23 protein-coding genes are annotated in these 23039 nt (G+C 69.2%); 14 read left to right on the forward strand and 9 right to left on the reverse strand.

Going from position 1 to position 23039, the window contains the following annotated elements; translation table 11 throughout:
* The first annotated feature begins 65 nt into the window (after positions 1-65).
* Complete coding sequence (locus ACIOEW_RS06875; RefSeq protein WP_401962021.1) at positions 66-1058, forward strand: aldo/keto reductase; 993 nt, start codon at positions 66-68, stop codon at positions 1056-1058.
* A 55-nt stretch (positions 1059-1113) separates the two neighbouring features.
* On the opposite strand, the gene ACIOEW_RS06880 is transcribed toward ACIOEW_RS06875, so the two are convergent.
* A complete protein-coding gene (locus tag ACIOEW_RS06880; RefSeq protein WP_401962024.1) occupies positions 1114-2046 on the reverse strand; it encodes a helix-turn-helix domain-containing protein in 933 nt (310 codons plus the stop codon).
* An 88-nt stretch (positions 2047-2134) separates the two neighbouring features.
* Between ACIOEW_RS06880 and ACIOEW_RS06885 the strand changes: the two genes are divergently transcribed.
* The 5 genes from ACIOEW_RS06885 (at position 2135) to ACIOEW_RS06905 (ending at position 5545) form a co-directional block, all read left to right on the forward strand.
* Positions 2135-2530 (forward strand): MmcQ/YjbR family DNA-binding protein, encoded by a 396-nt coding sequence (locus tag ACIOEW_RS06885; protein WP_362548813.1) that lies wholly within the window; start codon positions 2135-2137, stop codon positions 2528-2530.
* Positions 2527-2895 carry an MmcQ/YjbR family DNA-binding protein gene (locus tag ACIOEW_RS06890; protein ID WP_401962028.1) on the forward strand — a complete coding sequence of 123 codons (369 nt, stop codon included), beginning with the start codon at positions 2527-2529 and terminating at the stop codon, positions 2893-2895. Before ACIOEW_RS06885 ends, ACIOEW_RS06890 begins: the two co-directional genes overlap by 4 nt.
* Before the next feature lie 100 nt (positions 2896-2995).
* Positions 2996-4309: a replication-associated recombination protein A gene (locus ACIOEW_RS06895; RefSeq protein WP_401962031.1), complete on the forward strand. Its 1314-nt coding sequence runs from the start codon at positions 2996-2998 to the stop codon at positions 4307-4309.
* 261 nt (positions 4310-4570) lie between these two features.
* Positions 4571-4948: a VOC family protein gene (locus ACIOEW_RS06900; RefSeq protein ID WP_362549211.1), complete on the forward strand. Its 378-nt coding sequence runs from the start codon at positions 4571-4573 to the stop codon at positions 4946-4948.
* 114 nt (positions 4949-5062) lie between these two features.
* Complete coding sequence (locus ACIOEW_RS06905) at positions 5063-5545, forward strand: DUF5959 family protein (RefSeq protein WP_401962034.1); 483 nt, start codon at positions 5063-5065, stop codon at positions 5543-5545.
* 521 nt (positions 5546-6066) lie between these two features.
* Here the strand turns inward: ACIOEW_RS06905 and ACIOEW_RS06910 are convergent.
* The 6 genes from ACIOEW_RS06910 to ACIOEW_RS06935 form a co-directional block, all read right to left on the reverse strand.
* A complete protein-coding gene (locus ACIOEW_RS06910) occupies positions 6067-6309 on the reverse strand; it encodes a hypothetical protein (RefSeq protein WP_359713116.1) in 243 nt (80 codons plus the stop codon).
* A 710-nt stretch (positions 6310-7019) separates the two neighbouring features.
* Positions 7020-7391, reverse strand: coding sequence for a DUF6193 family natural product biosynthesis protein (locus tag ACIOEW_RS06915; RefSeq protein WP_399403134.1), 372 nt, complete (start codon positions 7389-7391; stop codon positions 7020-7022).
* An 8-nt stretch (positions 7392-7399) separates the two neighbouring features.
* A complete protein-coding gene (locus ACIOEW_RS06920) occupies positions 7400-9295 on the reverse strand; it encodes an RHS repeat-associated core domain-containing protein (protein WP_401962039.1) in 1896 nt (631 codons plus the stop codon).
* 123 nt (positions 9296-9418) lie between these two features.
* The gene (locus ACIOEW_RS06925; protein ID WP_401962041.1) at positions 9419-10072 is read right to left on the reverse strand and encodes a hypothetical protein; all 654 of its coding nucleotides are present in this window, start codon (positions 10070-10072) and stop codon (positions 9419-9421) included.
* A 37-nt stretch (positions 10073-10109) separates the two neighbouring features.
* Entirely contained in the window at positions 10110-11480 is a 1371-nt protein-coding gene (locus tag ACIOEW_RS06930; protein ID WP_401962044.1) for a S8 family serine peptidase, read from the reverse strand.
* Between the two features lie 175 nt (positions 11481-11655).
* Positions 11656-12894, reverse strand: a complete 1239-nt coding sequence (locus ACIOEW_RS06935) for a helix-turn-helix domain-containing protein (RefSeq protein WP_362557655.1) — start codon at positions 12892-12894, stop codon at positions 11656-11658.
* Between the two features lie 172 nt (positions 12895-13066).
* On the opposite strand from ACIOEW_RS06935, the gene ACIOEW_RS06940 reads away from it, so the two are divergent.
* Positions 13067-14485: an alkyl sulfatase dimerization domain-containing protein gene (locus tag ACIOEW_RS06940; RefSeq protein ID WP_401962047.1), complete on the forward strand. Its 1419-nt coding sequence runs from the start codon at positions 13067-13069 to the stop codon at positions 14483-14485.
* Positions 14482-15828: an MFS transporter gene (locus tag ACIOEW_RS06945; protein WP_401962050.1), complete on the forward strand. Its 1347-nt coding sequence runs from the start codon at positions 14482-14484 to the stop codon at positions 15826-15828. Before ACIOEW_RS06940 ends, ACIOEW_RS06945 begins: the two co-directional genes overlap by 4 nt.
* Positions 15829-15866: 38 nt before the next feature.
* Here ACIOEW_RS06945 and ACIOEW_RS06950 read toward each other — a convergent pair whose 3' ends face one another.
* The gene (locus ACIOEW_RS06950; RefSeq protein ID WP_401962053.1) at positions 15867-16361 is read right to left on the reverse strand and encodes a sodium-independent anion transporter; all 495 of its coding nucleotides are present in this window, start codon (positions 16359-16361) and stop codon (positions 15867-15869) included.
* Between the two features lie 989 nt (positions 16362-17350).
* Between ACIOEW_RS06950 and ACIOEW_RS06955 the strand changes: the two genes are divergently transcribed.
* The 6 genes from ACIOEW_RS06955 (at position 17351) to ACIOEW_RS06980 (ending at position 21387) form a co-directional block, all read left to right on the forward strand.
* Positions 17351-17569, forward strand: coding sequence for an HD domain-containing protein (locus ACIOEW_RS06955; RefSeq protein ID WP_362554270.1), 219 nt, complete (start codon positions 17351-17353; stop codon positions 17567-17569).
* A gap of 288 nt (positions 17570-17857) precedes the next feature.
* Positions 17858-18244, forward strand: coding sequence for a hypothetical protein (locus tag ACIOEW_RS06960; RefSeq protein ID WP_401962056.1), 387 nt, complete (start codon positions 17858-17860; stop codon positions 18242-18244).
* A gap of 25 nt (positions 18245-18269) precedes the next feature.
* Entirely contained in the window at positions 18270-18575 is a 306-nt protein-coding gene (locus ACIOEW_RS06965) for a tyrosine-type recombinase/integrase (RefSeq protein WP_401962058.1), read from the forward strand.
* Between the two features lie 30 nt (positions 18576-18605).
* A complete protein-coding gene (locus ACIOEW_RS06970; protein ID WP_362554265.1) occupies positions 18606-19883 on the forward strand; it encodes an alpha/beta fold hydrolase in 1278 nt (425 codons plus the stop codon).
* Positions 19884-19896: 13 nt separating this feature from the next.
* Positions 19897-20559, forward strand: coding sequence for an MBL fold metallo-hydrolase (locus tag ACIOEW_RS06975; protein ID WP_362554262.1), 663 nt, complete (start codon positions 19897-19899; stop codon positions 20557-20559).
* Positions 20560-20607: 48 nt separating this feature from the next.
* Positions 20608-21387 carry an exodeoxyribonuclease III gene (locus ACIOEW_RS06980; RefSeq protein WP_401962060.1) on the forward strand — a complete coding sequence of 260 codons (780 nt, stop codon included), beginning with the start codon at positions 20608-20610 and terminating at the stop codon, positions 21385-21387.
* Positions 21388-21400: 13 nt separating this feature from the next.
* Here the strand turns inward: ACIOEW_RS06980 and ACIOEW_RS06985 are convergent, their stop codons facing one another.
* Positions 21401-22588, reverse strand: coding sequence for a Cmx/CmrA family chloramphenicol efflux MFS transporter (locus tag ACIOEW_RS06985; RefSeq protein WP_401962063.1), 1188 nt, complete (start codon positions 22586-22588; stop codon positions 21401-21403).
* Between the last annotated feature and the right edge of the window lie 451 nt (positions 22589-23039).

Raw genomic sequence — 23039 nt, forward strand, 5'->3', positions numbered from 1 at the left:
AGTCAAACAGAACAGTTCGGTTTGGCCTCTGGGTGAAGCCGGCGACACATTGAGGGAGTGAACTCATGCAGCACCGCAATCTGGGCTCTCAGGGTCTGCGCGTCTCGGCGCTCGGCTTGGGGATCATGGGCATGTCCATGGGCTACGGCGCCTCGAACGACGACGAGGGCATCGCGACCATCCGCCGCGCCCACGAAGTCGGGATCGACTTCTTCGACACCGCCGAGCTGTACGGCGCCGGTACCGGCAGCAACGAGACCCTCTTGGGCAAGGCAGTCAAGGACTTCCGCGACGAGGTGGTCCTCGCCACCAAGTTCGGCTTCGACATGACCGCCCAGCTGCACAGCCCCGGCTTCAACAGTCGCCCGGAAAACATCCGCAAGGTCGCCGAGAACAGCCTGCGCTACCTGCAGAGCGACCACATCGACCTCTTCTACCAGCACATCTCCGACCCCGTCGTTCCGGTCGAGGAGGTCGCCGGCGTGGTCGGCGACCTGATCGCCGAGGGCAAGGTGAAGTACTTCGGTCTGAGCAACGTCGGCCCTCAGTACATTCGCCGCGCCCACGCCGTCACCCCGGTCTCCGCGCTCCAGTACGAGTACTCGCTCTTCGAGCGGGAGGTCGAGGAGAAGATCCTTCCCGTTCTGCGGGGACTCGGCATCGGCCTGGTGCCCTACTCCCCGCTCGGCCGCGGCTTCCTCGCAGGACAGGTCAAGCCCGCGAGCGAATACCCCGCGGACGACATGCGCAGCTGGGACGAGCGTTGGCAGGGCGAGAACTACACGTATAACGTGCACGCCATCGAACAGCTCAAGAATCTGGCCGACACCAGGGGCATCACTACCGCCCAGCTCGCGCTGGCCTGGCTGCTCGCCCAGGGCGAGGACGTCGCGCCCATTCCCGGCACCCGCAGCACCAAGCGCCTTGAGGAGAACGCCGGCGCCGCCGACGTCCAGCTCTCCGCCGCCGATCTGGCCCGCATCACTGAGATCCTTCCCCACGGCTCGGCAGGCAGCCGCTACCCCGCTGCGATGCTGTCCAGTTTCACCACTGACTGACCACGCCGGGGGGCATCGCCTCCTGACGGGCAAGGGGGCCTGCGCCGCGTTTCCGTCACGCGTCGGTCCTCACTGCGCGAGCCGCGAAGGCGGCCGGGGTGAGACCGGTGCGGTCGCGGAAGAAGCGGCCGAAGTTCGCGGGGTCGGTGAAGCCGAGGTGGGCGGCCACGGACCGGGCATCCCATTGGGCGTTTCCCAGCAGGCGCCGGGCTTCGAGCAGGCGCCGCTCGCCGATGAGCTCACGCACTCCCTTGCCGGTGGCGTCCCGGGCGGCGCGGCTGAGGGTGCGGACCGAGCAGCCGAGCAACTCGGCGTAATCCGCAGCCCGGTGCAGTTCGCGGAAGTGCAGCTCCAGGGCGCCCGTGAACCGTCCGTAAGTGTCACCACGGCTCGTGCCGGCACTCATGTCGGCGGGGGTGGTCCCGGGGGCGTCGGCGAGGCGTAGCAGCAGTGATTCGAGCAGACTGCGGCGCAGAGCGTGGTGAACATCGAGAGGTCGGCGCCCGAGTGCGCGGTGTTCGTCCAGAAGCTGGAGTGCAGTCTGTCCGAGCCAGGCGGCGTCGTCGGGGTGCGGGCTCAGCACGGCAGGAGCCTCGTGTGCGGTGATCGGGGCCAGCACGCGGGCGATGTCGGGCCGCAGCACATCCGGTTCGAACAGGATGAAGGGGCCGCGGGCGGCGCCGGGCGGATGCCAGTACTGCGCGTGCCCCGGGCGCACCCACAGCCACTGGCCGGGGGCGACCGTCCGTGTGAGGTGGTCGACGTCGTGCCGCAACTCGCCCTCGGTGACGGCGATGAGGTAGTGGAAGGTGGCACGGCCCGGACGAGGCGGGTTCCACGGCCAGTCGTCGTGCTGGGCGAAGAAGTCCTCGACGGTGCTCACCTCAAGGCCGTACGGGGTGCCGACCGGGGGCTGGAAACCGTACAACGGGACCACGGCCGGTCCGACCTGTCCGCTCGGGCTGGGGTGTCGCTTGTCGACCATCACGTGTCCGCAGCCTACTGCCCCATTTGTCGGCATCGGAGGAAGGATGGGGTGTGCCACCGCGAGCACCCAGTGAGGAAGGCAACGCCCCATGAACGGAACCACCCTGCACAAGACCGCCGCCGACTGCGCCGAGGAGGTTCCCGGAGCCCAGCTGGAGCATCCCTTCGGCCCCGGCTGGGAGGTCTTCAAGGTGCGCGGCAAGGTGTTCATGCTGATGACCGAGGTCCCGGGGCGTCCCGTCGTGATCCTCAAGGCGGACCCCGGTGAGGCCCACGCCCTGCGGGAGCAGTACAGCCACATCACCCCTGGTTACCACATGAACAAGAAGCACTGGATCACGCTGGAGGGCGGGGACGGCGTCGACGAGGAACTCGTCAGAGAGCTCGTCACCGACTCATACCGACTCGTGGTCGCTCACCTGCCCAAGGCCGAGCGGCCCGTCGACCCGCACACCTACGGCACCGGCACGCGGGCGGCCCGGTGAGCGCGGCCGGCGACCGGCTCCAGGACACCGCCCGCCAAGCGGCCCTCGCGCTGCCCGGGACGGACCACGGTTACCCGTTCACCAAGCACCTGGACGTGTACAAGGTCGCGGGCAAGGTGTTCCTGATCGTCACCGAGGACCCGGACGAGCAGATCATCACGGTCAAGTGCGAACCCGAACACGCCCGCGCGCAAGTACGTGGCTACGTCTCGATCACACCGGGCCGCTACCTCGACAAACGGCACTGGATCTCGCTCGGACCGGGCCCCGGCATCACCAAGCGGCTGGTCACCAACGCAGTCGAGGATTCCTACGACCTGGCCGTCGAGCGGATGCCGCGACGCGACCGCCCCCGTACCCGATGAGCACCGCGAGCGCGCCCACGAGCCGCTGAACCCACGCCTGTCACTGCCCCGTGCAAGGCTCGCCACGCCCGCACACCTCCGCCTGCGATCCGAGAGACCGATGGAACCGACCGAAGCGACCCTGCCGCTCTTCGACGAGGAGCCCGCCCGGCCACTCGCCGACCGCCTGCGCCCCACCCAACTGAACGATGTCGTCGGGCAGGACCACCTCCTGGCCCCGGACGCCCCGCTGGGTCGCATGGTCGCGTCGCAGCGCCTCGGCTCCGCCATCCTGTGGGGCCCGCCCGGCGTTGGGAAAACGACCATCGCCCGCCTCCTCGCGGACGGCAGTAACCTGGCCTTCGAACCGGTGTCGGCCACCTTCTCCGGCGTGGCCGACCTGCGCAAGGTCTTCACCGCCGCCCGCAGCCGGCGCACCATCGGCCAGGGCACTCTGCTGTTCGTCGACGAGATCCACCGCTTCAACCGCGCCCAGCAGGACAGCTTCCTGCCCTACGTCGAGGACGGCACGATCACGCTGATCGGCGCCACCACCGAGAACCCGAGCTTCGAACTCAACGGCGCCCTCCTCTCCCGCACCCAGGTCCTCGTCCTCAAACGCCTCGACGAAGCCGCCCTGTCCACACTCCTCGACCGTGCCGAGGACCTCACCGGCCGCCGGCTGCCCCTGGACGACGACGCCCGCAGCGCCCTGATCGCCATGGCCGACGGCGACGGCCGCTACCTCCTCAACATGGCCGAACAGCTCCAGGCCCTCCCGGACCCCGGCGCCCCCCTGGACACGGCCGCGCTCGCCCACCACATCCAGCAGCGCGCCCCGCTGTACGACAAGGCGCAGGAGGGCCACTACAACCTGATCTCCGCGCTCCACAAGTCGATGCGTGGCTCCGACCCTGACGCAGCCCTGTACTGGCTCGCCCGCATGCTCGACGGCGGCGAGGACCCCCTGTTCGTGGCCCGCCGCCTGGTCCGCTTCGCGAGCGAAGACATCGGCATCGCCGACCCGCACGCCATCCAGCAGGCCCTCGCCGCCTGGGACGTGTACGAGCGACTCGGCTCCCCCGAGGGCGAGTTGGCGATCGCCCAAGCCGTTGTATACCTCGCCACGGCCCCCAAGTCCATCGCCGTCTACCGCGGCTTCAACGAGGCCCACCGATCCGCCCGCCGCACCGGCTCACTCATGCCGCCCGCCCGCATCCTCAACGCCCCGACCCGGCTGATGAAGGACCTCGGCTACGGCAAGGACTACCAGTACGACCCCGACACCACCGACGGCTTCTCCGGCGCCGACTACTTCCCCGACGGCATGGACCGCGAGGCGTACTACCAGCCCACCCGCAACGGCTACGAAGCCCAGATCACCGAACGCCTGCGCCACTGGGCCGTTCTGCGTGCCCGCCGACAACGCGGCTGACCCGGACAGGTGGGCACCGCCCAGAGTCAGCACACAGCAGATGTCGTGCACCATCCGCATCCAGCATTCGCTCCGACACAATGAAGCTCCGCCATCCTGAAGTGGCTGGTCAGCGGGGTGGCGTGACCTCGTTACGGAGTGTTCGTGCTGGTCGTGGGCGGCAGCCTGTGTTGTAGATCGTCCGGCGGGGTGGTGCCGCCGATGAGTTCACCGTCCTCGAACGGTCTACCCAGCGACACGATCGTTCTCGACAGGAGTGCCATGTCCACCATCCAGCCAGTGATCCTGACTGCCGCCACGGACGTTCTGCTCGGCTTCTATACGCAATTGTTCGGCGCTGAGGAAATCTTCCGGGTACCGGCGGAAGGCCCGGCCTTCTACCTCGGCCTGCGCATCGGCGACACCGAGCTCGGGCTGGTGGCCAAGGAGAACCCGGGGACCGGGGCGGCGCCGCGGATCCTGCTCAGCATCGGTGTCGACGACGTCGACGCGACGCTCGCCCGGGTGAAGGCGCTCGGCGGCTCGGTCAGCGGCGGCCCCAACGACATGCCGTGGGGACAACGCGTCGCCCACATCAAGGACCCCGACGGCAATCCGGTGAACCTCACTCAGCCGAACCCGGCCGGTGAGGGACTGTGAAACGTTCGGTGTAACGCCCGACCAGCCGCCGCATGACGATCATGGTGCTCTCAGTGGACGCAGAGCCCACACCCGTCGGAGTCATTCCTGAGCGCCTGCCGTAGGTTCCCGGCCATGGACACGAACACACACCCCGATGCAATTGAGCTGATCCGGCTGGCCGACCTCACCCAGAGCATCAGCGTTCGCCTGCGTTCGACCGAGCCCACCCTCGAAACTCCGGCAGTACGGCACTACGACGCGGAGGTCATCATCACCAGCGGCTTCGTGAACGGAACTGTCCACCTCGGGTTCGACTCCGAGGACCTCTCATACTGGGGCCGGCTTCTCGGCGCCATCGAGGAAGCCGAACAGGAGGCCGACCTCGACGAGCCCTTCACGGCGGACTGGCCCCAATCAGGCCGCACCGCCTACCTCCGCTTCATCGCCGAAGACCCCTACGTGGTCGAAGTCCACGACGGCACCAGCACCCAGATCATCGTCTCCGTGCCGCTTGACATGGGCGAAGAGTGGATAGCCGAATCCAGGGAGCGTCTGGAGGCGGCCCGCGCCGCTCTTGGTGTTGGCACAGAGGATCACCCTGGCGCACGTCCCTGACCGCGATCTCCCCCTCGCACCACACTCCTACTGCTTGACAACGACGATTGGGAATCAGTCAGTGAGTTTCTGGCCGCTCGTTCCTGTGTTTCGGAGCTGTCGGCGGTATGTAGCCGTCCCACCGGTGTCCGCCACAATGGTCGGGCAGGCACCGCAGGCATCTGTGCCATGCTGCGAGAACCATCTGCAATCACGGCGGATGGCACACGTCGGCAATAGGCCCGGACGCCCCTGACGATGGTGTCGTGCGGTAGGACCCCCCAGCACGTGGTCGATCACCCCGCATCCATCGCCGGTCCACTGTGAGCAAGCCTCTTCGATGCAGGGCTGGCTGAAACGGTACCGACGCTCTGGTTGTCCCGCTTCTTGCAGCTGTGAGGCGAACGCAGAGTCCATCACGACGGGCATGGGCAGGTAAGCCAGTCGGCCTTGGCCCGTCATCACACCGATAATCGAGCCGCTCTCGTGACAGGGACCGCTCGGGCACGCCCGTGTCTTCCTGCCCTCCGCGACTGCCGGTGTCATTGCTGGAGCTCCTGCTCTGCCGCCACCCTCTGAAGCTCTGTCATCAGATCGGGTCGAGGAATGCCGTGCCACCAGACGTTGTGTCTCACCGGAACCGTCAGGGACTCCTTCGGCAGAAGCTCACCCAGCGCCAAGGCGCCGGCCTGTGCCACCGCACGGCTCACCCGCTCCTCCTGCTCCGCAGTGAGTTCGACATCGGTGAGAACGAACTTGAACTCATGCCTGCTGTTGCCAGTCACAACGCCTCCGTTGTCGCCACAGGCGATTAGCGCCCAGTGTGAGCCGGACTGCCATCCATTGCGACAGTGCCCGTCCCCTCGACCCTAAGAACAGCAGACCGAACTCGCCACACACCTCATACGAGTGGGTGACGACGCGAGGCCCCCAGAGGATCCCCCTACCGAACGAGACCCGTGTGCTATCCCGGAGACAGGAGAGCCGGACCGGCGGCGCTGGCGTGTCCCACCGCCCATCCAGGTATCGGTTCCTTGCCGAAAAGAGAGCCCCCCATAACACCCCCGTGCACCGGTCCCGCTGCGCTGGCTCGGCGGTAATCAGCAGAGGGGCAAAATTCATCCGCTGAAGGAACCGACCGCACTCCTTCTCCCGGCCGACCACACGCCTGCGAGCACCCGGATGCCATCCACAATGGCGGGGTTGACAATGGAATGAAGGCACGTTTCAAGAGATTGGAGCGACGACATGCTATGGGTGGCAGGCGGGGTAGCCGCCGCAGCAATCGGCTACGGAGTGTACAGGGCATACCAGGCCGTTCAGCGAAACCAGGCCCGTGAGGAGTTCAAGTCCACGGAAGGTGCGGATGGAGGCTCCCTCCTCCCCCAGTAGATCCGCTGACACGCAGGCTTCGCTGCAGGGTCCGAATCGCGCGCCGTGCGAGTTGGGGCGAGGGAGCCCCTCACGCCAGCGCTCGTCCGCGACGCCGCTGGGCTCAGAGGTCGTCGGCTGTTCCGTCGATGGCGGGGCCGGTCCCCTCCGGGAGGTTGGCGACGATCAGCTCAATGGCCTCCTCCAGAGTCTCGGGCTCGCCGAGCACGGTGTGGTCGGAATTGCGGATCACCATGAATCCACCACCGGCACGGCGGAACAGGGCGCCCACATCGCGGGTCCAGGGGGAGCGAATGCACCGGTGGAGGTACAGGGCGCCGTGGCTGACCATCGGGGACAGTTCCCGCAGGCGGGGATGGGCGTGGGCAGCCCGGGGCATGGCCGGGTCGATCAGATCTTGGTCGGATTCGAGGATGACCTTCCATTTCGCTGCGACAATGTCCGCGGCTCGCATACGGTCCTCTTCATCGGTCATGCGGTGCCTCATCTCTTTCCGGGCTTGGGTGTTTGTATTTCGGGAATGTCAGGCTTCGGGACCTTGATTTCTTCCTTGCCCGAGTACCAACGTATTTCCTCCCAGGGGCGCCCGAGCGGCGGGTCGTCGCCGTACTCCATGCTGGATTCGTACATCCGCACATTGCGAGCGACGATGCTCATCTCCCAGGCCATGCCGTGACCGTCGGCCGGAAGGTTATTCGGGTTGGTGGTGTACGGCTGTCCGGTCCGGACGGCGGTCTGGAAGGCGTCCACGATGGTCTCCGGGGTGTTCCAGTTGCCGTACTCACCACGGCTGTTGGGCATCCCGTCGAGGGTGATGGACAAGGTGGTGTCACGGTCGCCCACAGCGGCCATCACGTTCGTCATCCACACGGGTCCGGACGCTTCGACGTCGGCGTAGGCCCTCCCGTTGTACGTGTGTGCTCCCGGGTCGCCGTTGGCGCGCAGGTGCTCGGCCAGCGAGTTCGAGGCTTGGGTGCCTTCCTGGTTCACCCTCAGCACCACACTGTGGCGGTGCTCCCCGCTGCGGTGCGGGCACCCGGCCAGCCCCAGCGGGTCGATCGAACCGGTGGGGTTGTCGACGTAGGTGACCGCGTTCGGGGCGGGGGCCAGACCAAGGGGATCGGGGGAGAGGTAGCGGCCGGACTCGGGGTCGTAGTGGCGGTGGCGGTTGTAGTGGAGGCCCGATTCGGGGTCGAAGTACTGGCCCGGGAAGCGCAGCGGGGTGTACGCGCGGGCGCTCCGGTTCCACGAGGTGGTGCCCCACAGGGTGGTGCGGGTGCGCCACGCCACGCGGCCCTGCTCGTCGAGGAGTTCACGGGGCGTGCCCACCAGGTCGGTGATGATCGCGAAGAACCGGCGGTCGGTCTCCGCCCGGTCCAGGAGCCGCCGCTCCACCTGGCTCACCGGCTGCACGCCGTTGTGGTCCCAGGTGAGGGCGACGGACTCCGGGGAGCCCGCCACGGAGGTGGCCTGTTCGCAGAGGACGTCGCCGTCCCAGGTGAAGGTCACCTCCTCGACGACCGTCGCCCCGTCGTCCGCCAGGCGCTGCTTGGCGGTACGGCGCCCCAGGGCGTCGTAGAGGTAGCGCCAGCGCGTGCCGTCCGGTGTGGTGACCGAGACCAGGCGGTCCTCGGCGTCCCAGCCGTAGCGCCAGGTGTCGGGCTTGCGGGAGAGACGGGCCTTCTGCCGCAGGACCACCCGGCCCTGCGCGTCGTACTCGTACCGGCAGCGGCCCGCCCGGGTCATGCGCGTACCGGTGTACTCGCGCTCTCCGGTGGCGCCGTCCGCACCGGGCCAGGAGGCACTGGTCTGGTTCCCGGCCTCGTCGTACGCGTACCGCTCGGACCAGTTCTCCGCGGTGACGCCGCTGACCCGGCCGTCGCCGGTGACGTCCAGCCGCTTGCGGCCGCCGGCCGGCTCCTCGACCGAGGTGAGGTGCCCGTCGGCGCGGTACGCGTAGGAGCGGCGCTGGAGCGTCCGGTCGTGCGGGGTGCGGACCTGCTGGTCCACCAGGCGGCCCACCGGGTCGTACACCATCTCGACGGTCAGCGCGTCGCCGATGCGGCGTGACGTCTCGCGGCCCGTCCCGTCGAACGCGAAGGCCACCCGGCGACCGGAGGTGTTCAGTTCGGCGCCGGGACCGGCCGGGAAGGACCAGCTGCTGACCGCCCCGGAGGGGGTGGCCCGGCGGGTCCGCCGCCCGGTCGCGTCATAGGTGTTGCTCAGTTCGCGTCCGTCGCAGACCTCGCGGAGCACCCTGCCCGAGCTGTCGCGGACGTAGGACAGCGCGCTGCCGGGGGCGGTCGCGGAGGCGAGGCGGCCGTGGACGTCGTAGGCGAAGCGGGTGTGCGAAATCCCCCCGTGCGCAGCAGTGTTCACTGAGTGCGTGTGCGAACAGGATCTCATCCTGAGGGCGTGAGCGCCTCGGAGTAGTTGGGGGTCGGGGCGTCGGGACGTGGGTGCTTCGGTGCCTCGGTGTGGGTGCGTGCTCGTGCTCAAGCCTCAGGAGCCCGCGACGCGCTCCATCGATTCCCGTACGGCGTCTCTCAGTTCCTGGTGCACGGCGGTGGCGGCGGCGACCTGCGGGGAGTCCGACAGATCGGCGGGGTCCTTGAGCGCGGGGTCGAGGGAGTAGTCCTCCAGCAGGGAGAAGACCTGACCGAAGGCGCTGAGGAGCGGGTCGCGGAGTCTTTCCCCGTTGTCATGGGCGGCCCGGCGGGCTGCCAGCCAGCCGCGCGCGAAGGTGGCGCCGTCGATGGCCCCGGCCGTGAAGTCCCGCACCAGGCAAACCTGGTGGGATACGGAGGTCCCGTCGGGAACGTTCCGTACGTGTGCCCAGGCGTGGTGCCGGGGGCTCAAGTCAGCTGCGACCGAGCGCAACTCCGGCCACCGATGAGCTACGGCCCGCGCGTAGCGCGCGAAGCGGGCCCGTCCCCCGTCCACCCCCTCGGGTGGCCCCCTGAGGAACCACGCAGTGCCCGCCACCAGCGCGTAGCCGGTGCGGGCGAACAGGACCGCGCCCCGTAGGTCCGAGGCAGCCAGGAGCACGCGGGGAGCGCTTCCGACCAGGTCCGATGCCATGACGTTCGGCGCCTCGACGTCCTGCGCCTCCGGCCGTCGGACCCGGCCGGCCGTCGCCGGCCCGCCTGCCGTCATCACCAGCACCCCGTCCGCGCCTCCCGCCCGGCAGCCTTCAGCGATACGCCGGACGAGCGAGCCGTCCACGTGGGTGCCGGCGGGTCTCGGTGGAGAGCTCCACCGTGGTGGCGACGTCCGCGGTGTTGGAGAGGGTGACCTTGCGGGTCTCCTTCTCGTAGCCCGACTCCTGCCACTCGATCAGACCGAAGTCCGCGGAGCCGCCCGTCTCCAGCTTCGGGTCGAGGGCGGCGGGGATGTCCACACGTCCGTTGCCCTGCTGGTAGACCGTCTGTCCGGGGATGACCTTGGCGTGCCCGGTGAGGGCCGCCTTGATGCGCTGGCCGCTCCAGTCGGGGTGCCGCTGGGCGAGGATGGTGGCGGCGCCCGCGACGTGCGGCGCGGCCATCGAGGTGCCGTTGGCGGAGGTGTAGAACGCGTCGACCGGCGTGCCCATGGCGGTGCCCGCCGCGCGTGCCGCGACGATCCCGACACCCGGTGCGGTGATCTCCGGCTTGATCGCACTGTCCCCGATGCGCGGGCCGCGGCTGGAGAAGCCGGCGAGGACGTCGGACTTGTCGACCGCGCCGACGGTCAGCGCCGAGTCGGCGGTGCCCGGACTGCCGATGGTGGTCGCACCAGGGCCGGAGTTGCCGGCGGAGACGACGAAGAGGGTGCCGGTGGAGGCGCTGAGCCGGTCGACGGCCTCGGTCATCACGTCGTCGGGTGACGCCGCAGGGCCACCGAGACTCATGTTGACCACGTCGGCGCCCTGGGTGGCGGCCCACTCCATGCCCTCCAGGATCCAGGAGAACTGGCCGCTGCCCGCGTTGTCGAGCACCTTGCCGACGAGCAGGTCGGCACCGGGGGCGACGCCCTTGTACTTCCCGCCCGAGTTGGCCCCGCTGCCCACGATGGTGGAGGCGACGTGCGTGCCGTGCCCCTGGCCGTCGGACGCGGTCAGCCCGGGTTCGAAGCCCTTGGTGACCGCGATGTTGTCCTTGACGTCCGCGTTGGTCAGGTCGATCCCGGTGTCCAGTACGGCGACCTTGGCGCCCTTGCCGTCGTACCCCTTGGCCCACGCCTCGGGGGCGCCGATCTGCGGCACGCTCGTGTCGAGGGCGACCTTCGCCCTTCCGTCATACCAGAGCTTGGCGACCCGGGCCAGGTGCAGTTCCTGCATGCGGCGCAGCAGCAGAACCTCCCCGGCGATGTCTGGCGGGGACGCGATGAGCTGGGCGGGTTCTCCGGCAGTCCGGGTGAGCAGCCCTTTCGCGACCAGTCCCTCCAGTGCCCCGCTCACCACCGCCCCGGGGAGGTCGGGCAGCCCCGGAAGAGGGTCGAACTCATCGGTCGGGGAGGGGCCGGAGCGCACCAGGGCGACATACAGTTCCGCCTCGTCGTCGGTGAGTCCGAGGGCTTCCAGCATGGTGCCTCCTGTCTCTCGTCAGGGTGAGCCCCAAGCCTCACGCGACAGGGACGCGTCCTCAACCTCGCCTCTGCCACGGCCGCCACGGAGTAACGGCGCTGTAACTCGCCGCGCGCTTCTCACCCGAGCGAGGTGATCTACGCCGACGGCGGCCGAGCTGGTGGTGCGACTGCTGTCACGCCGGCACGTTGCCGCGCAGCAGCAGTGCGGCCAGTGCCAGAGCGTTTCCGTGCGGAGAGGAGATGTCGAGGCCGGTGAGTTCGGTGATTCTGGCCAGTCGGTTGTCCACGGTGTTGGGGTGCAGCCCGAGGCGGCGGGCGGTGCTGCGCCGGTCGTGGCGATGTTCGAGGTGGACGCGCAGGGTCTCGATGAGTTCGGGCCGGTCTCCGACAGGGTCGAGAAGGGCGGCGATGCGGTCGCTGCTCTCGTCGCGGCGCGAGAGGTGGTACTCCAGCAGGATGTCGTCCATGCGGTGCGGGCCGGCGGGTCGTCCACAGGCGCGTGCGACCCGGACGATGTCGGTGGCGGTCCTGGCAGCAGCCGGGACGTCCCGGGGACTCGCAGCGGTGACCGCGGCACATCGCACATCGGGGCCGCAGACCTGCCGGAGCCGGGTTGCCAGCTTCTCGCAGGCGCGGGTGCCGTCCGTGTCGTCGACCCGCTGCGGAGCGATGACGTGACCTCCGTCGCCGCTGAGCAGCGACACCGCCTCGGTGCCGAGTACGCGGTCGAGCACGGTCTGGATGCGGCGGACCTGGCGGCGGTCCGCGACGGCAGGGGCCGCCGGGTCCTGACCGCGAGGTACATGCAGGTGAACGACGAGAGAGGGCCCTTCGAGGCCCAGCTCCTCGAAGGCCCGCGTGGGAGGCAGGGAACCGTCCAGCAGGCCGCGTACCAGAGAGCGGTGGTGCTCGCGGCGCTCGGCGAAGAGCGCGGCCTGTTCATCGAGGTAGGTCTCAGCCACGGCACCGATGATGGCCTCGTGACCTTGCAGGAGGAAATCGACTAGTTCGATGAGTGCGCCTTCCTCTCCGCTGGTGGCCTCCTCCCGGAGCGTTTGCCACAGGACATAGACGCCCGTGGAGTGGCTGCGGAGAAGCGTGTGCAGGGGCATGCCTTCGTCGGCGCGCTGGGCAGCGCGTTCGCGGAAGAGGGTGTAGTCCCCGGCGCGGCCCTGGGTGTCGCGTACCCGGCGCAGGAAAAGGCGCAGTCCGTTGCGGACCGTCGCGGCGATCTCCACGTCCTTCACATCGGCGGGGAGTTCGGTGTATCCCGGCAGCTGTTCGAAGGTCTCGCGGGCCATGCGGCGGGCGAGCTCGTTGACTCGGCCCTCGCACCGGGCGGCGAGCGCCTGCGCGGCGGGTGACAGCGCCGGATAGGCGCCGTGGGCTTCGGATGGTGGAACGTTCGGCACCGGGGCGATCCTCCGTGAGGGCTGTGATCCGTCACAGTCAATATGGCATTCGATTGTGAAAGCGGCGGATATCCCACCGGCAGGCCGCGACGCAGACTCTACGGAGATCAGCGGGCCACCGCAGGGGGCGGGAAGGGTAGCCCCCAGCGTGACGTAGGAGGAGCCGGACACTATGACGGAACACAATTCCAGCGGTTACATGGAGTACGCGGACCAGGTCTGGTCCGGCGAGGAGTCGCTGCTGGCCCACTTCACGGGGAAGTTCGCCGCCGGCGGTCTTGTCCCGGTCGGTGAGCGGACCGGGTTCTTCCCCGCCTTCGCGAACGTGGCGGTGTTCGACACCGGGGACGGCCTGGTGCTGATCGACTCGGGCGACTTCCGTACCGCGTCCCAGCTCCATGAGTCGGTCCGCGGCCACTCGTCGGCGCCGGTGAGCACGGTGGTGTACACGCATGGCCATGTGGATCACGTCTTCGGCGTGGGGCCCTTCGACAGGGAGGCCGCCGAGGCCGGCGTGGGGCGCCCCGAGGTCGTCGCGCACGAGGCGGTGGCTGCGCGTTTTGACCGCTACCGGGAGACGGCCGGTTACAACACGTGGATCAACCGGAGGCAGTTCGGCGTGCCCTCCCTGGTGTGGCCGGAGGAGTACCGCTACCCGGACACGACGTACCGCGACCGGCTGACCGTGCGCAGGGGGGACCTGACCTTCGAGCTGGTGCACGCCCGCGGTGAGACGGACGACCACACCTATGTGTGGATCCCAGAGTTGCGGACCCTGTGCACGGGCGATCTGTTCATCTGGAACTCGCCGAACGCCGGCAACCCGCAGAAGGTGCAGCGCTACCCGGTGGAATGGGCGAAGGCACTGCGCGACATGCAGGACCTCGGAGCGGAGGTGCTGCTCCCCGGGCACGGTGTGCCGATCCTGGGCAACGGTCGTATCAGGCAGGCACTCGGCGACACGGCGGAGCTCCTGGAGTCCCTGTGCGACCAGACGAGGGACCTGATGAACGCCGGCGCGCGTCTTGACGAGGTGCTGCACGGTGTGAAGGTTCCGCCGGGCCTTTTGGACAAGCCGTATCTTCACCCGGCGTACGACGAGCCGGAGTTCGTCGTCCGGAACCTGTGGCGCCTGTGGGGCGGCTGGTACGACCAGAACCCGGCGAACCTCAAACCCGCCCCCGAATCCGCGCTGGCCGCCGAACTCGCCGACGCGGCGGGTGGTGCGCAGGCGCTGGCGGACCGGGCGGAGCAGTTGCTCGGCCGCGGGGAGCTGCGGCTGGCGGCGCACCTGGCCGAGACCGCCGCGCTGGCCGCACCGGCCGACCGCGAAGTCGCCCGGATCCGGGCCGAGGTCTTCGCGCGCCGGGCCGAGCGCGAGACCTCGACGATGGCGCGCGGCGTCTTCAACTGGGCGGCGGCCGAATCCGCCGCCGTGGCGGCGGGCACGGACGTCGCCACCGAACTGACGCGCAGTGACGAGGGGCGGCGACGGGCCGCAGGAGCCATCAGCGTGGGCGTCGTCGACGACGACAGCTGCGGATGCGGCGCCCCCGCGGACGCCGGTGCCGAGCAAGAAGTGCGACCGTGAAAGCAGTCACCGTCGCGGCGCGGCGTACGGTCCCGGCAGATCCGGCACCCGGCGGTCGGCAGGCATGGACGACCACCTGGCTCCTGCTGGCGTTCATGGTGGTGAACTTCGCCGACAAGGCCGTCCTGGGACTCGCCGGGCCGGAGATCATGAAGGAGTTCGGTCTCAGCCGCCAGGAGTTCGGCGTGGCCCAGGCCGCCTTCTTCAGCCTCTTCTCGCTGTCCGCGCTGGGCGTTTCGTTCCTGACCCGCAAGGTGCGCACATCGGTGCTGCTCCTCGTGATGGGCCTGCTCTGGTCGGCCACCCAGCTGCCGATGCTCTGGGGTGCTGCGGGCTTCGGGACACTGATCGTCACGAGGGTGCTGCTCGGCATCGCCGAGGGGCCCGCGGCGCCGGTGGCGGTCCACCATGTGCACGGCTGGTTCGAGCAGCGGGAGCGCACCCTGCCCACGGCCATCCTCATGGTGGGCGCGGCGGCCGGCGTCGCGGTGGCAGCACCCACCCTCGGGGCGGTGATCTCCCACTTCGGCTGGCGCTGGGCCTTCGGGGCGGCGGGCATCGCGGGACTGTTGTGGGCGGCGGTCTGGACCGTCAAGGGCAAGGAAGGGCCGCTGGCCCCGCCCGTCGGCCGTGCGGCACGTGCGGCCGACTCGGAATCCGAGGCCGCGGAAGTACCGCTGCGGGCGGTCTTCCTCTCCGGCACGTTCATCACCGCAGCCCTGGGTGCGTTCGCGGCCTACTGGGTGATGAGCGCCAAGCTGACCTGGCTCCCGGACTATCTCCAGACGGTGGTGGGCTGGGACCTCGGGCAGGCCGGTGCCGCGGTCGGTGGGGGTGCTGTGGCCAACGGTGTGGTCCTGCTGGCGCACGGGCTGCTGGCCCGCCGGGCCGCCCGGCGCGGTACCGGAGGAAGGCTGCCGGCCGGCGCCGGTGCCGGTCTGCTGCTGGTGGCCTCGGCGGGTGCGGTGACCGTGTTCGCCACCGTCGACGCGCTATGGATCAAGGTCCCGATGATGTTCGGCCCCATGGCGGTCGCCCTGGTCATGATCACTGTTGCGCAGACGGCGATTGCCCGGATCACGCCGCCCTCCCAGCGCGGAGTCGTACTCGGCGCCCTCGTGGCGGTGTTCGCCCTGGGTGGCGTGGTGTCGCCCCTGGTACTCGGCCGGATCGTGGACAGTGCGGCGACAGCGCCGGCCGGCTACGAGAACGGCTGGCTCGTCACCGCCGCCCTGCTGATGATCACCGGCATCCTGGCTGCCCTGTTCATGCGCCCGGAAAGGGACGCCAGGCGCCTCGGTGTCCCGGAACTCGCCTCCACCGGCGTTGCCGTCAGTCACTGAGTGGCGCCCTGCCACGCCCGGCAGCGCGGGTTCCTGCCTCACACCGGTCCGCCGGTCGCCGCCGAGGCGGCGTCGTCCACGGTGAGGTGGCGGCCCCGCGGGCCGAGGCGGTCCGCCAGGGCGTGCCGGGTCAGGTCCCGTTCGGCGCGTGCCCGGACATGAGCCAGGTGCAGGGCGATGTCCTTCCTGGCCAGTTCCTCTCGCAGCTCGTCGAGTGCGTCGAGGACGGGGATCCCGAGGCGGTAGCTGCCGGTCAGGTCCAGGACGACGGCTCGCGGGGGAGGAGTGGTGCGCTCGACCTGGTCGCGGACGGCGAGGCGGACGCGGTTGACGTTGCCGAAGAACAGGCTTCCGTCGGGCCGCACGGCGAGTACGCCGGGGGTCGTGGCGGCGTCCGGGTGCTGTGCCGTGTCGGCGTACAGACGGGTTCCGGGCAGGCGCCCGAGGACCGCGACGTTGCGGCGGCTGGCCGCGGCGATGAACAGGACGAGGGAGAGCGCCACGGCGAGGAGCAGCCCGGGCCTGCAAGGCACCGACCACCGGACCGCGCCGGCTCACCTCCGCTCGCGCGGAGAGGACCCCTGACCCCGAAACGGGAGAAGCCCCGGAGCAGGCTCACCTCCGCTCGCGCGGAGAGGACCTCACGCTCAAGGCACTCGACCAGACCCTGCGTGGTTCACCTCCGCTCGCGCGGAGGCCATGGCGATTCATCCCCGGCCAGCTGCTCTGCGTGGGATCACTCCTACTTGCGTTGGGAGCACCGGCGCCCATTTCTCTTAGCGTGACGAGACGCCAACTCATTCCCGCTCGCGCGTGTGTGGAGCACGGTTACGCTCTTCACGTTTCAAGGAACGGACGCAGAGACTACGCGCCCCCGCAGTTCGTCGTGCACCACCGGCGCACACCCGCTCGCGCGGAGCCGACTTCACGGGGAGAGGGCGTGGAACCTGTACCAGCCGTTGGGGTGGCTTCGTTCGCGCGGAGAGGATTGCCAGGCGGGAGGGAAGGCGTAGCTGGAGTGGGGGACACATCGCCGTGCCGAGGCAGCCGGCCAGCGGGGGTATCGCCAGCATGTAAAAGGTGACGGACCCCTGGGATCCGTCACCGTCGGCTCAGAAGAGCCAGCTGACGAGTTCGCTGATCAGGGCACGGAGTACCGCGCTGACCACGACGCGTGATACCTCGAGGAGGACCTTGCGTCGCAGGACGAACTTGTGCAGGAACCGCGACATTGCATCTCCAGGCGCAGACACAGCCGAGGTGGCGCCACATCCCTCGAGAGGGTCGTGCGTTCATCTCGATGCCCCGTGGCTGGAGAGCCAATGGCATTCTGCGCACCCCCAGGGAGGCGTGAGCAGTAAGTACTCTACGGGTTGACCAAGTTGGTGTGTCTGCGGTTGTCCGATTTCCCTCCGTCGGTCTTCGCGGGGACGAGGCAAGGCGACGAGGCGTTGCCGGGCCAGGCCCTTTCTGCCGCGTTCTCCTGAAGCACACCTGCACCGAACCCGTGACAAGGAGCACTATGGCCCTGGACTCCCGCCTCTGGGGCAAGGCTGCCGGGTTGGGTACGGGCGCCCGCGGTGCAGGGCACACGCATCCTTTGATCTGTCACCTGTTGGACACGGCGGCCGTCGCTGAGGTCGTCTGGGATGAACTGCTGACCGCGCACCAGCGGAGCATGGTGGCGGCGGCGTCCTTCGGGTCCTTCGAAACCCCGTGCTCTCCGCGCGAGCGTAGGTGAGCCGGGGGCGTACGCCTACCTGTGGATGCACTCGCCGTGCTCTCCGCGTGAGCGGAGGTGAGCCGGAGCCGCTGTTGCGCGGCGCGGCACTACCGGATCACTCTGGATAGGTGCCGAGGAAAGCTCGGAAACATCAAGCTCCAAGAGCTGACCGAGGAAGATGTAGAAGCGTGGATGCTCTGGTCTCTAAAGGCCGGTCGCGTTCGTGGGTCAATAGCTGGATCGAGTCTCGGAGTAACCAGTGTGGACATGAGTCTTGCTCGGCTCAAGGACGTTCTGAATCGCGCCGTGACTAAGCGGCTCGTGACAATGAACGTGGCATCGGAACTGAGCACCCCGCGTAAGGCCCGAAAGGCTGAGCGGAAGACCAAGGCTCAACTGGTTCCGTGGAACGTCACGGAAGTCCACACGTTCGTAGGTCACGTGAAGAGCGACAGGCTTTACGCTCCGCTCCTCTTGTCGCTCATGGGTCTCCGTCCGGCGGAAGTCGTTGGACTCCGTTGGTCGGATATCGACCTGACCACTGCCGCGCTCACCGTGGCCAACACCCGGACCATGATGGGGAACAAGACAGTGGTGGAGAAGGACACCAAGTCCATGGCAGGGGAGCGCGCTCCCTCTGCCTCTCCCGGTAAAGGAAGCCTTGAAGAGGTTCAAGGCTCTCCAGGCGGCTGAGAAATTGGCTCTGGGGGAGGACTGCTTGGACTCCGGCTACATCTGCGTGAATGAGGCCGGAGAGGTCCACACGACCAAGCAACTCCGCACCCGTGCGTACAAGCTCATGGAAGAGGCGGAATTGCGTCGTGTGCGCCTTTACGACGCTCGTGCGTCGTGCTTCACCTACCTGGCCAACCATGGGGTGCCGGATCACTTGCTGGCACGATGGGCGGGGCACACCAACGTCAAGACCACCAAGCGTTGGTACGTGAAGCCGGACGTAGAGGATCTTCGTGGAGCCGCTACGACATGGGGCGGTCTTCACAGTGCTCAGGAGGGGGGTGTGTGAGACGGCTGTGAGACGTGGGAGCGTAGGACTGTGAGCCAGACAGACAACAAAACGTTGAAATACCAGGTAGATGGGCCAGAGGACGCACCTGTGTTGGTGCTCGGACCAAGCCTCGGTACCACATGGCACATGTGGGACCGGCAGATACCCGAGCTCACCCAGCACTGGAGAGTCTTCCGCTACGACCTCCCGGGACACGGCGGCGCGCCCGCGCACCCCGCCACCGCCGTCGGTGAGCTCACCGACCGGCTGGTGGCCACCCTCGACAGCCTCGGGGTCCAGCGCTTCGGGTACGCGGGCTGCTCCATCGGCGGCGCGATCGGCGCCGACCTCGCGCTGCGGCACCCGCACCGGGTCGCCACGCTGGCGCTGGTCGCCTCCTCGCCCCGGTTCGGCAGCGCCGACGAATTCCGCCAGCGCGGGGTGATCGTCCGCACCAACGGGCTGGAGCCGATGGCCCGCACCGCGCCGGAGCGCTGGTTCACGCCGGGCTTCGCCGCCGCGCAACCGGCCATCGTCGAGTGGGCCGTCCAGATGGTGCGTACCACCGACCCCGGCTGCTACATCGCGGCCTGCGAGGCACTCGCCGCCTTCGATATCCGGACCGATCTCGGCCGGATCGGTGTTCCCACGCTCGTCCTGGTCGGTGCCGAGGACCAGGTCACCGGTCCCGGCGATGCCCGGACCCTGGTCGCGGGCATACCCGACGCACGGCTCGCCCTCGTCCCGGGCGCCTCCCACCTGGCCCCGGTCGAGCAGCCGGGAGCCGTCACCGACCTCCTGCTCACGCACTTCTCCACGGCCTGGCAGGACACCCTGGCCGCCATTCCCGTGCCCTCGTTCGTGCCCAGGCTCTCCGCTCCCGTGCTGCCCGTCGCGGAGCTCACCGCCGGCACCGCGCAGCCCGAGGCGGAAACCGGTGGGCGCGCCGATCCGTACGGGCCGGGCATGAAGATCCGCCGTGAGGTGCTCGGTGACGCACACGTCGACGGAGTCATGGCCGCCGCCGACGACTTCACCGGCGACTTCCAGGAGTTCGTCACCCGCTACGCCTGGGGTGAGGTCTGGAGCCGGGAGGGGCTGGACCGGCGCACCCGCAGCAGTGTCACGCTCACCGCTCTGGTCGCCTCCGGACACCTGGAGGGCCTGGCAGCCCACGTCAGCGCCGCCCTGCGCAACGGACTCACCCCGGCGGAGATCAGGGAGGTGCTGCTGCAGACCGCCGTGTACTGCGGGATTCCCGCTGCGGGTGCCGCTTTCACGATCGCCCAGTCCGTGATTCAGGCCGAAACGACGCCGCCCGCGTAGCAGGATGGGCCGTATGAACGTCCAGAATCCCGAGCCGCTCGCGCTCACGCTGACCAAGCAGTCCCACTCCTGCATCCGACTGGAGAAGGACGGGCGCACGCTCGTCATCGACCCGGGCGGGTTCTCCGAGCAGGACGCCGCGATCGGCGCCGAGGCGATCCTGGTGACGCACGAGCATCCCGACCACTTCAACGAGGAGCGGCTTCGGGCCGGTCTGGAGGCCGACCCGGCGGCCGAGATCTGGACGCTGCGCAGCGTGGCCGAGAAGCTTGCGGCGGCGTTCCCGGGACGCGTCCACACCGTCGGAAACGGCGACACCTTCTCGGCCGCCGGGTTCGACATCCAGGTGCACGGCGAGCTCCATGCCGTGATCCATCCGGATCTCCCGAGGGTCACGAACATCGGCTTCCTGGTGGACGGATCCGTCTTCCACCCGGGCGACGCCCTCACCGTGCCCGAGCGGCCGGTCGACACGCTGTTGGTCCCGGTGATGGCCCCCTGGAACAAGATCTCCGAGGTCATCGACTACGTGCGTGAGGTCAAACCGCGCCGCGCCATCGACATCCACGACGCGCTGCTCACCGATCTGGCCCGCCCGATCTACGACACCCACCTCGGCAACCTGGGCGGCGCCGACCACGCCCGGCTGGCCCCGGGAGAGTCGACCGGCGTGTGACGGGCGCCGCCCCGGCCCCTGTCAGTGGGAGCCGCTAGGTTTACGTACATGCGCATCGCCACCTGGAACGTCAATTCGATCACCGCCCGCCTGCCGAGGCTGCTGGCCTGGCTGGAGAGCACCGGCACGGACGTGCTGTGCATCCAGGAGACCAAGTGCACGGCCGAGCAGTTTCCGGCCGAAGCTCTCCGTGCGCTCGGCTACGAGTCCGCGGTCAACGCCACGGGTCGGTGGAACGGGGTGGCGCTGGTCTCCCGCGTGGGCCTGGCCGACGTCGTGACGGGGCTGCCCGGCGGCCCCGAGTACGACGGCGTGCAGGAGCCCCGGGCGATCAGCGCCACCTGTGGCCCGGTCCGTCTCTGGTCGGTGTACGTGCCCAACGGCCGCGAGGTCGAGCACGAGCACTACGCGTACAAGCTGCGCTGGTTCGAGGCGCTGCAGAAGGCGGTGGCGGCGGACGCCGCGGGGGCGCAGCCGTTCGCCGTCCTCGGTGACTTCAACGTGGCCCCGACCGACGAGGACGTCTGGGACCCGGCCCTCTTCGAGGGTGCCACCCATGTCACCCCCGCCGAGCGGGCCGCCCTCGCCACCCTGCGCGACGAGGGCCTTGCCGATGTCATGCCCCGCCCCTTGAAGTACGACCGTCCGTACACCTTCTGGGACTACCGCGAGCTGCGCTTCCCGAAGAACAAGGGCATGCGCATCGACCTCGTCTACGGCAACGCCCCGTTCACCGCCGCCGTCAAGGACAGCTACGTGGACCGCGAGGAGCGCAAGGGAAAGGGCGCCTCCGACCACGCCCCGGTGGTCGTCGACCTCGAACTCTGAGTACGGACCCCGCTCAGGCGCCCGCGCGGGGCGCCTGAGCCGTACGGTCCACGGTCCCCAGCAATTGGCGCCTCGAAGCGGCTGCTGCCGTCCCGAGCGCCAGGACCATGAGCATCGCGCTCACCCACAACGGCGACCGGAAGCCGAACCCCGCGCCGATCGCCAGTCCGCCGAGCCAGGGCCCGAGCGCGGCGCCCACGTTGAACGCCGCGGTGGCGAACGAGCCGGCCAGGGTCGGCGCACCGTCCGCCAGCCGGAACACGTGCGAGATCATCGCGGTTCCGGTGCCGAACGCGAGCATGCCCTGGACGAGGACGAGCGGGACCACCGCCACCGGGCTGCCGGCGCCGGCCGCGAACAGGGCCCAGCCGGCGGCCAGAGCGGCCAGGCCGGCCGCGGTCAGCGTGACCGGACGGGAGTCGATGATCCGACCGCAGACGGCGACCCCGATGAACGAGCCCACGCCGAACAGCGCGAGCAGTGCCGGCACCCACGCGGCACCGAGTCCGGTGACGTGCCGGGCGACCGGTTCGAAGTAGGAGAACGCGCAGAAGGTCGCTCCCTGGACGAGCGCGCTCGTCAGCAGGGTCAGCAGCAGCCGGGACCCTGCCAGGATCCGCAGTTCGGCGTACGCGCTCGGCAGGGAGACCGCCGGCCGTCCCGCCGGAATCGTCGCCGCGATCACGGCGATGGCCGGCAGGGCGACGAGGGCCACGGCCCAGAACGCCGCACGCCACCCCCACTGCCCGCCCAGCCACGCCCCGGCGGGCACCCCCGCCACACAGGCGACGGTGACACCACCGACCACCACGGACGTGGCCCGCGCCCTTGCCGCGGGTCCGGCGAGGGCGACCGCGGTGACCAGCGCGACGGCCCAGAAGCCGGCATTGGCCACCGCCGCGACGACCCGTGTCGCGAGCAGCACCCCGTAGCTGGAGGTGACCGCACCGACGGAGTGCACGGCGGCGAAGACGCAGAGGAAGGACAACAGGGCGCGACGGCGCGGCCAGTTGCGGCCCAGGAGGGCCATGGCGGGTGCCCCGAGCACCATGCCCACGGCAAACGCCGAGGTCAGCAGACCCGCGTCGGGAATGGAGACATGCAGGTCCTCGGAGATGCCCGACAGCAGACCGGACAGCATGAACTCGGAAGTGCCCTGGGCGAATACGGCGAGCCCGAGAGCGTAGACGGAAAACGGCATGAAGAACCCCATGGGACGGTTGATGGACAGAACCGGTCGGGGATGCGGGCCGCACCCGCTCGTGACGACGAGCGACAACGCGGCAGATCGGCATAAACGGCCACAACAGGTGCCAACGGTCACAACAGGCACCAACGGCCACATGGTCGCAGCGCTCACGGCCGGGACACGGCACAGCGTTAGCAGGACCGTGGGGTACGGACCCTGGAGTACGGACCGTGGCAGACGGCCGTCGAGTCCGGATCGTGGAGTGCTGGGGAGAGCTGTGCCCGTGCGCAATGCCCGGCGCGACCCGCATCGCATGGGTCCGGGGGCGGCAGCGCGGCAGCCCTGACGCAAGAAGTCGGTCAGGCGCGGACGCGGGAAGCCACCGGGGACCGGTGGCTAGCGTCTGTCGGACTCGGGGCTGCTCATGAGGGGGAAACTACCAGCCCGCGGCCCGGCTTCTCCA

The organism is Streptomyces sp. NPDC087901, from assembly GCF_044742205.1.
Lineage (GTDB): Bacteria > Actinomycetota > Actinomycetes > Streptomycetales > Streptomycetaceae > Streptomyces.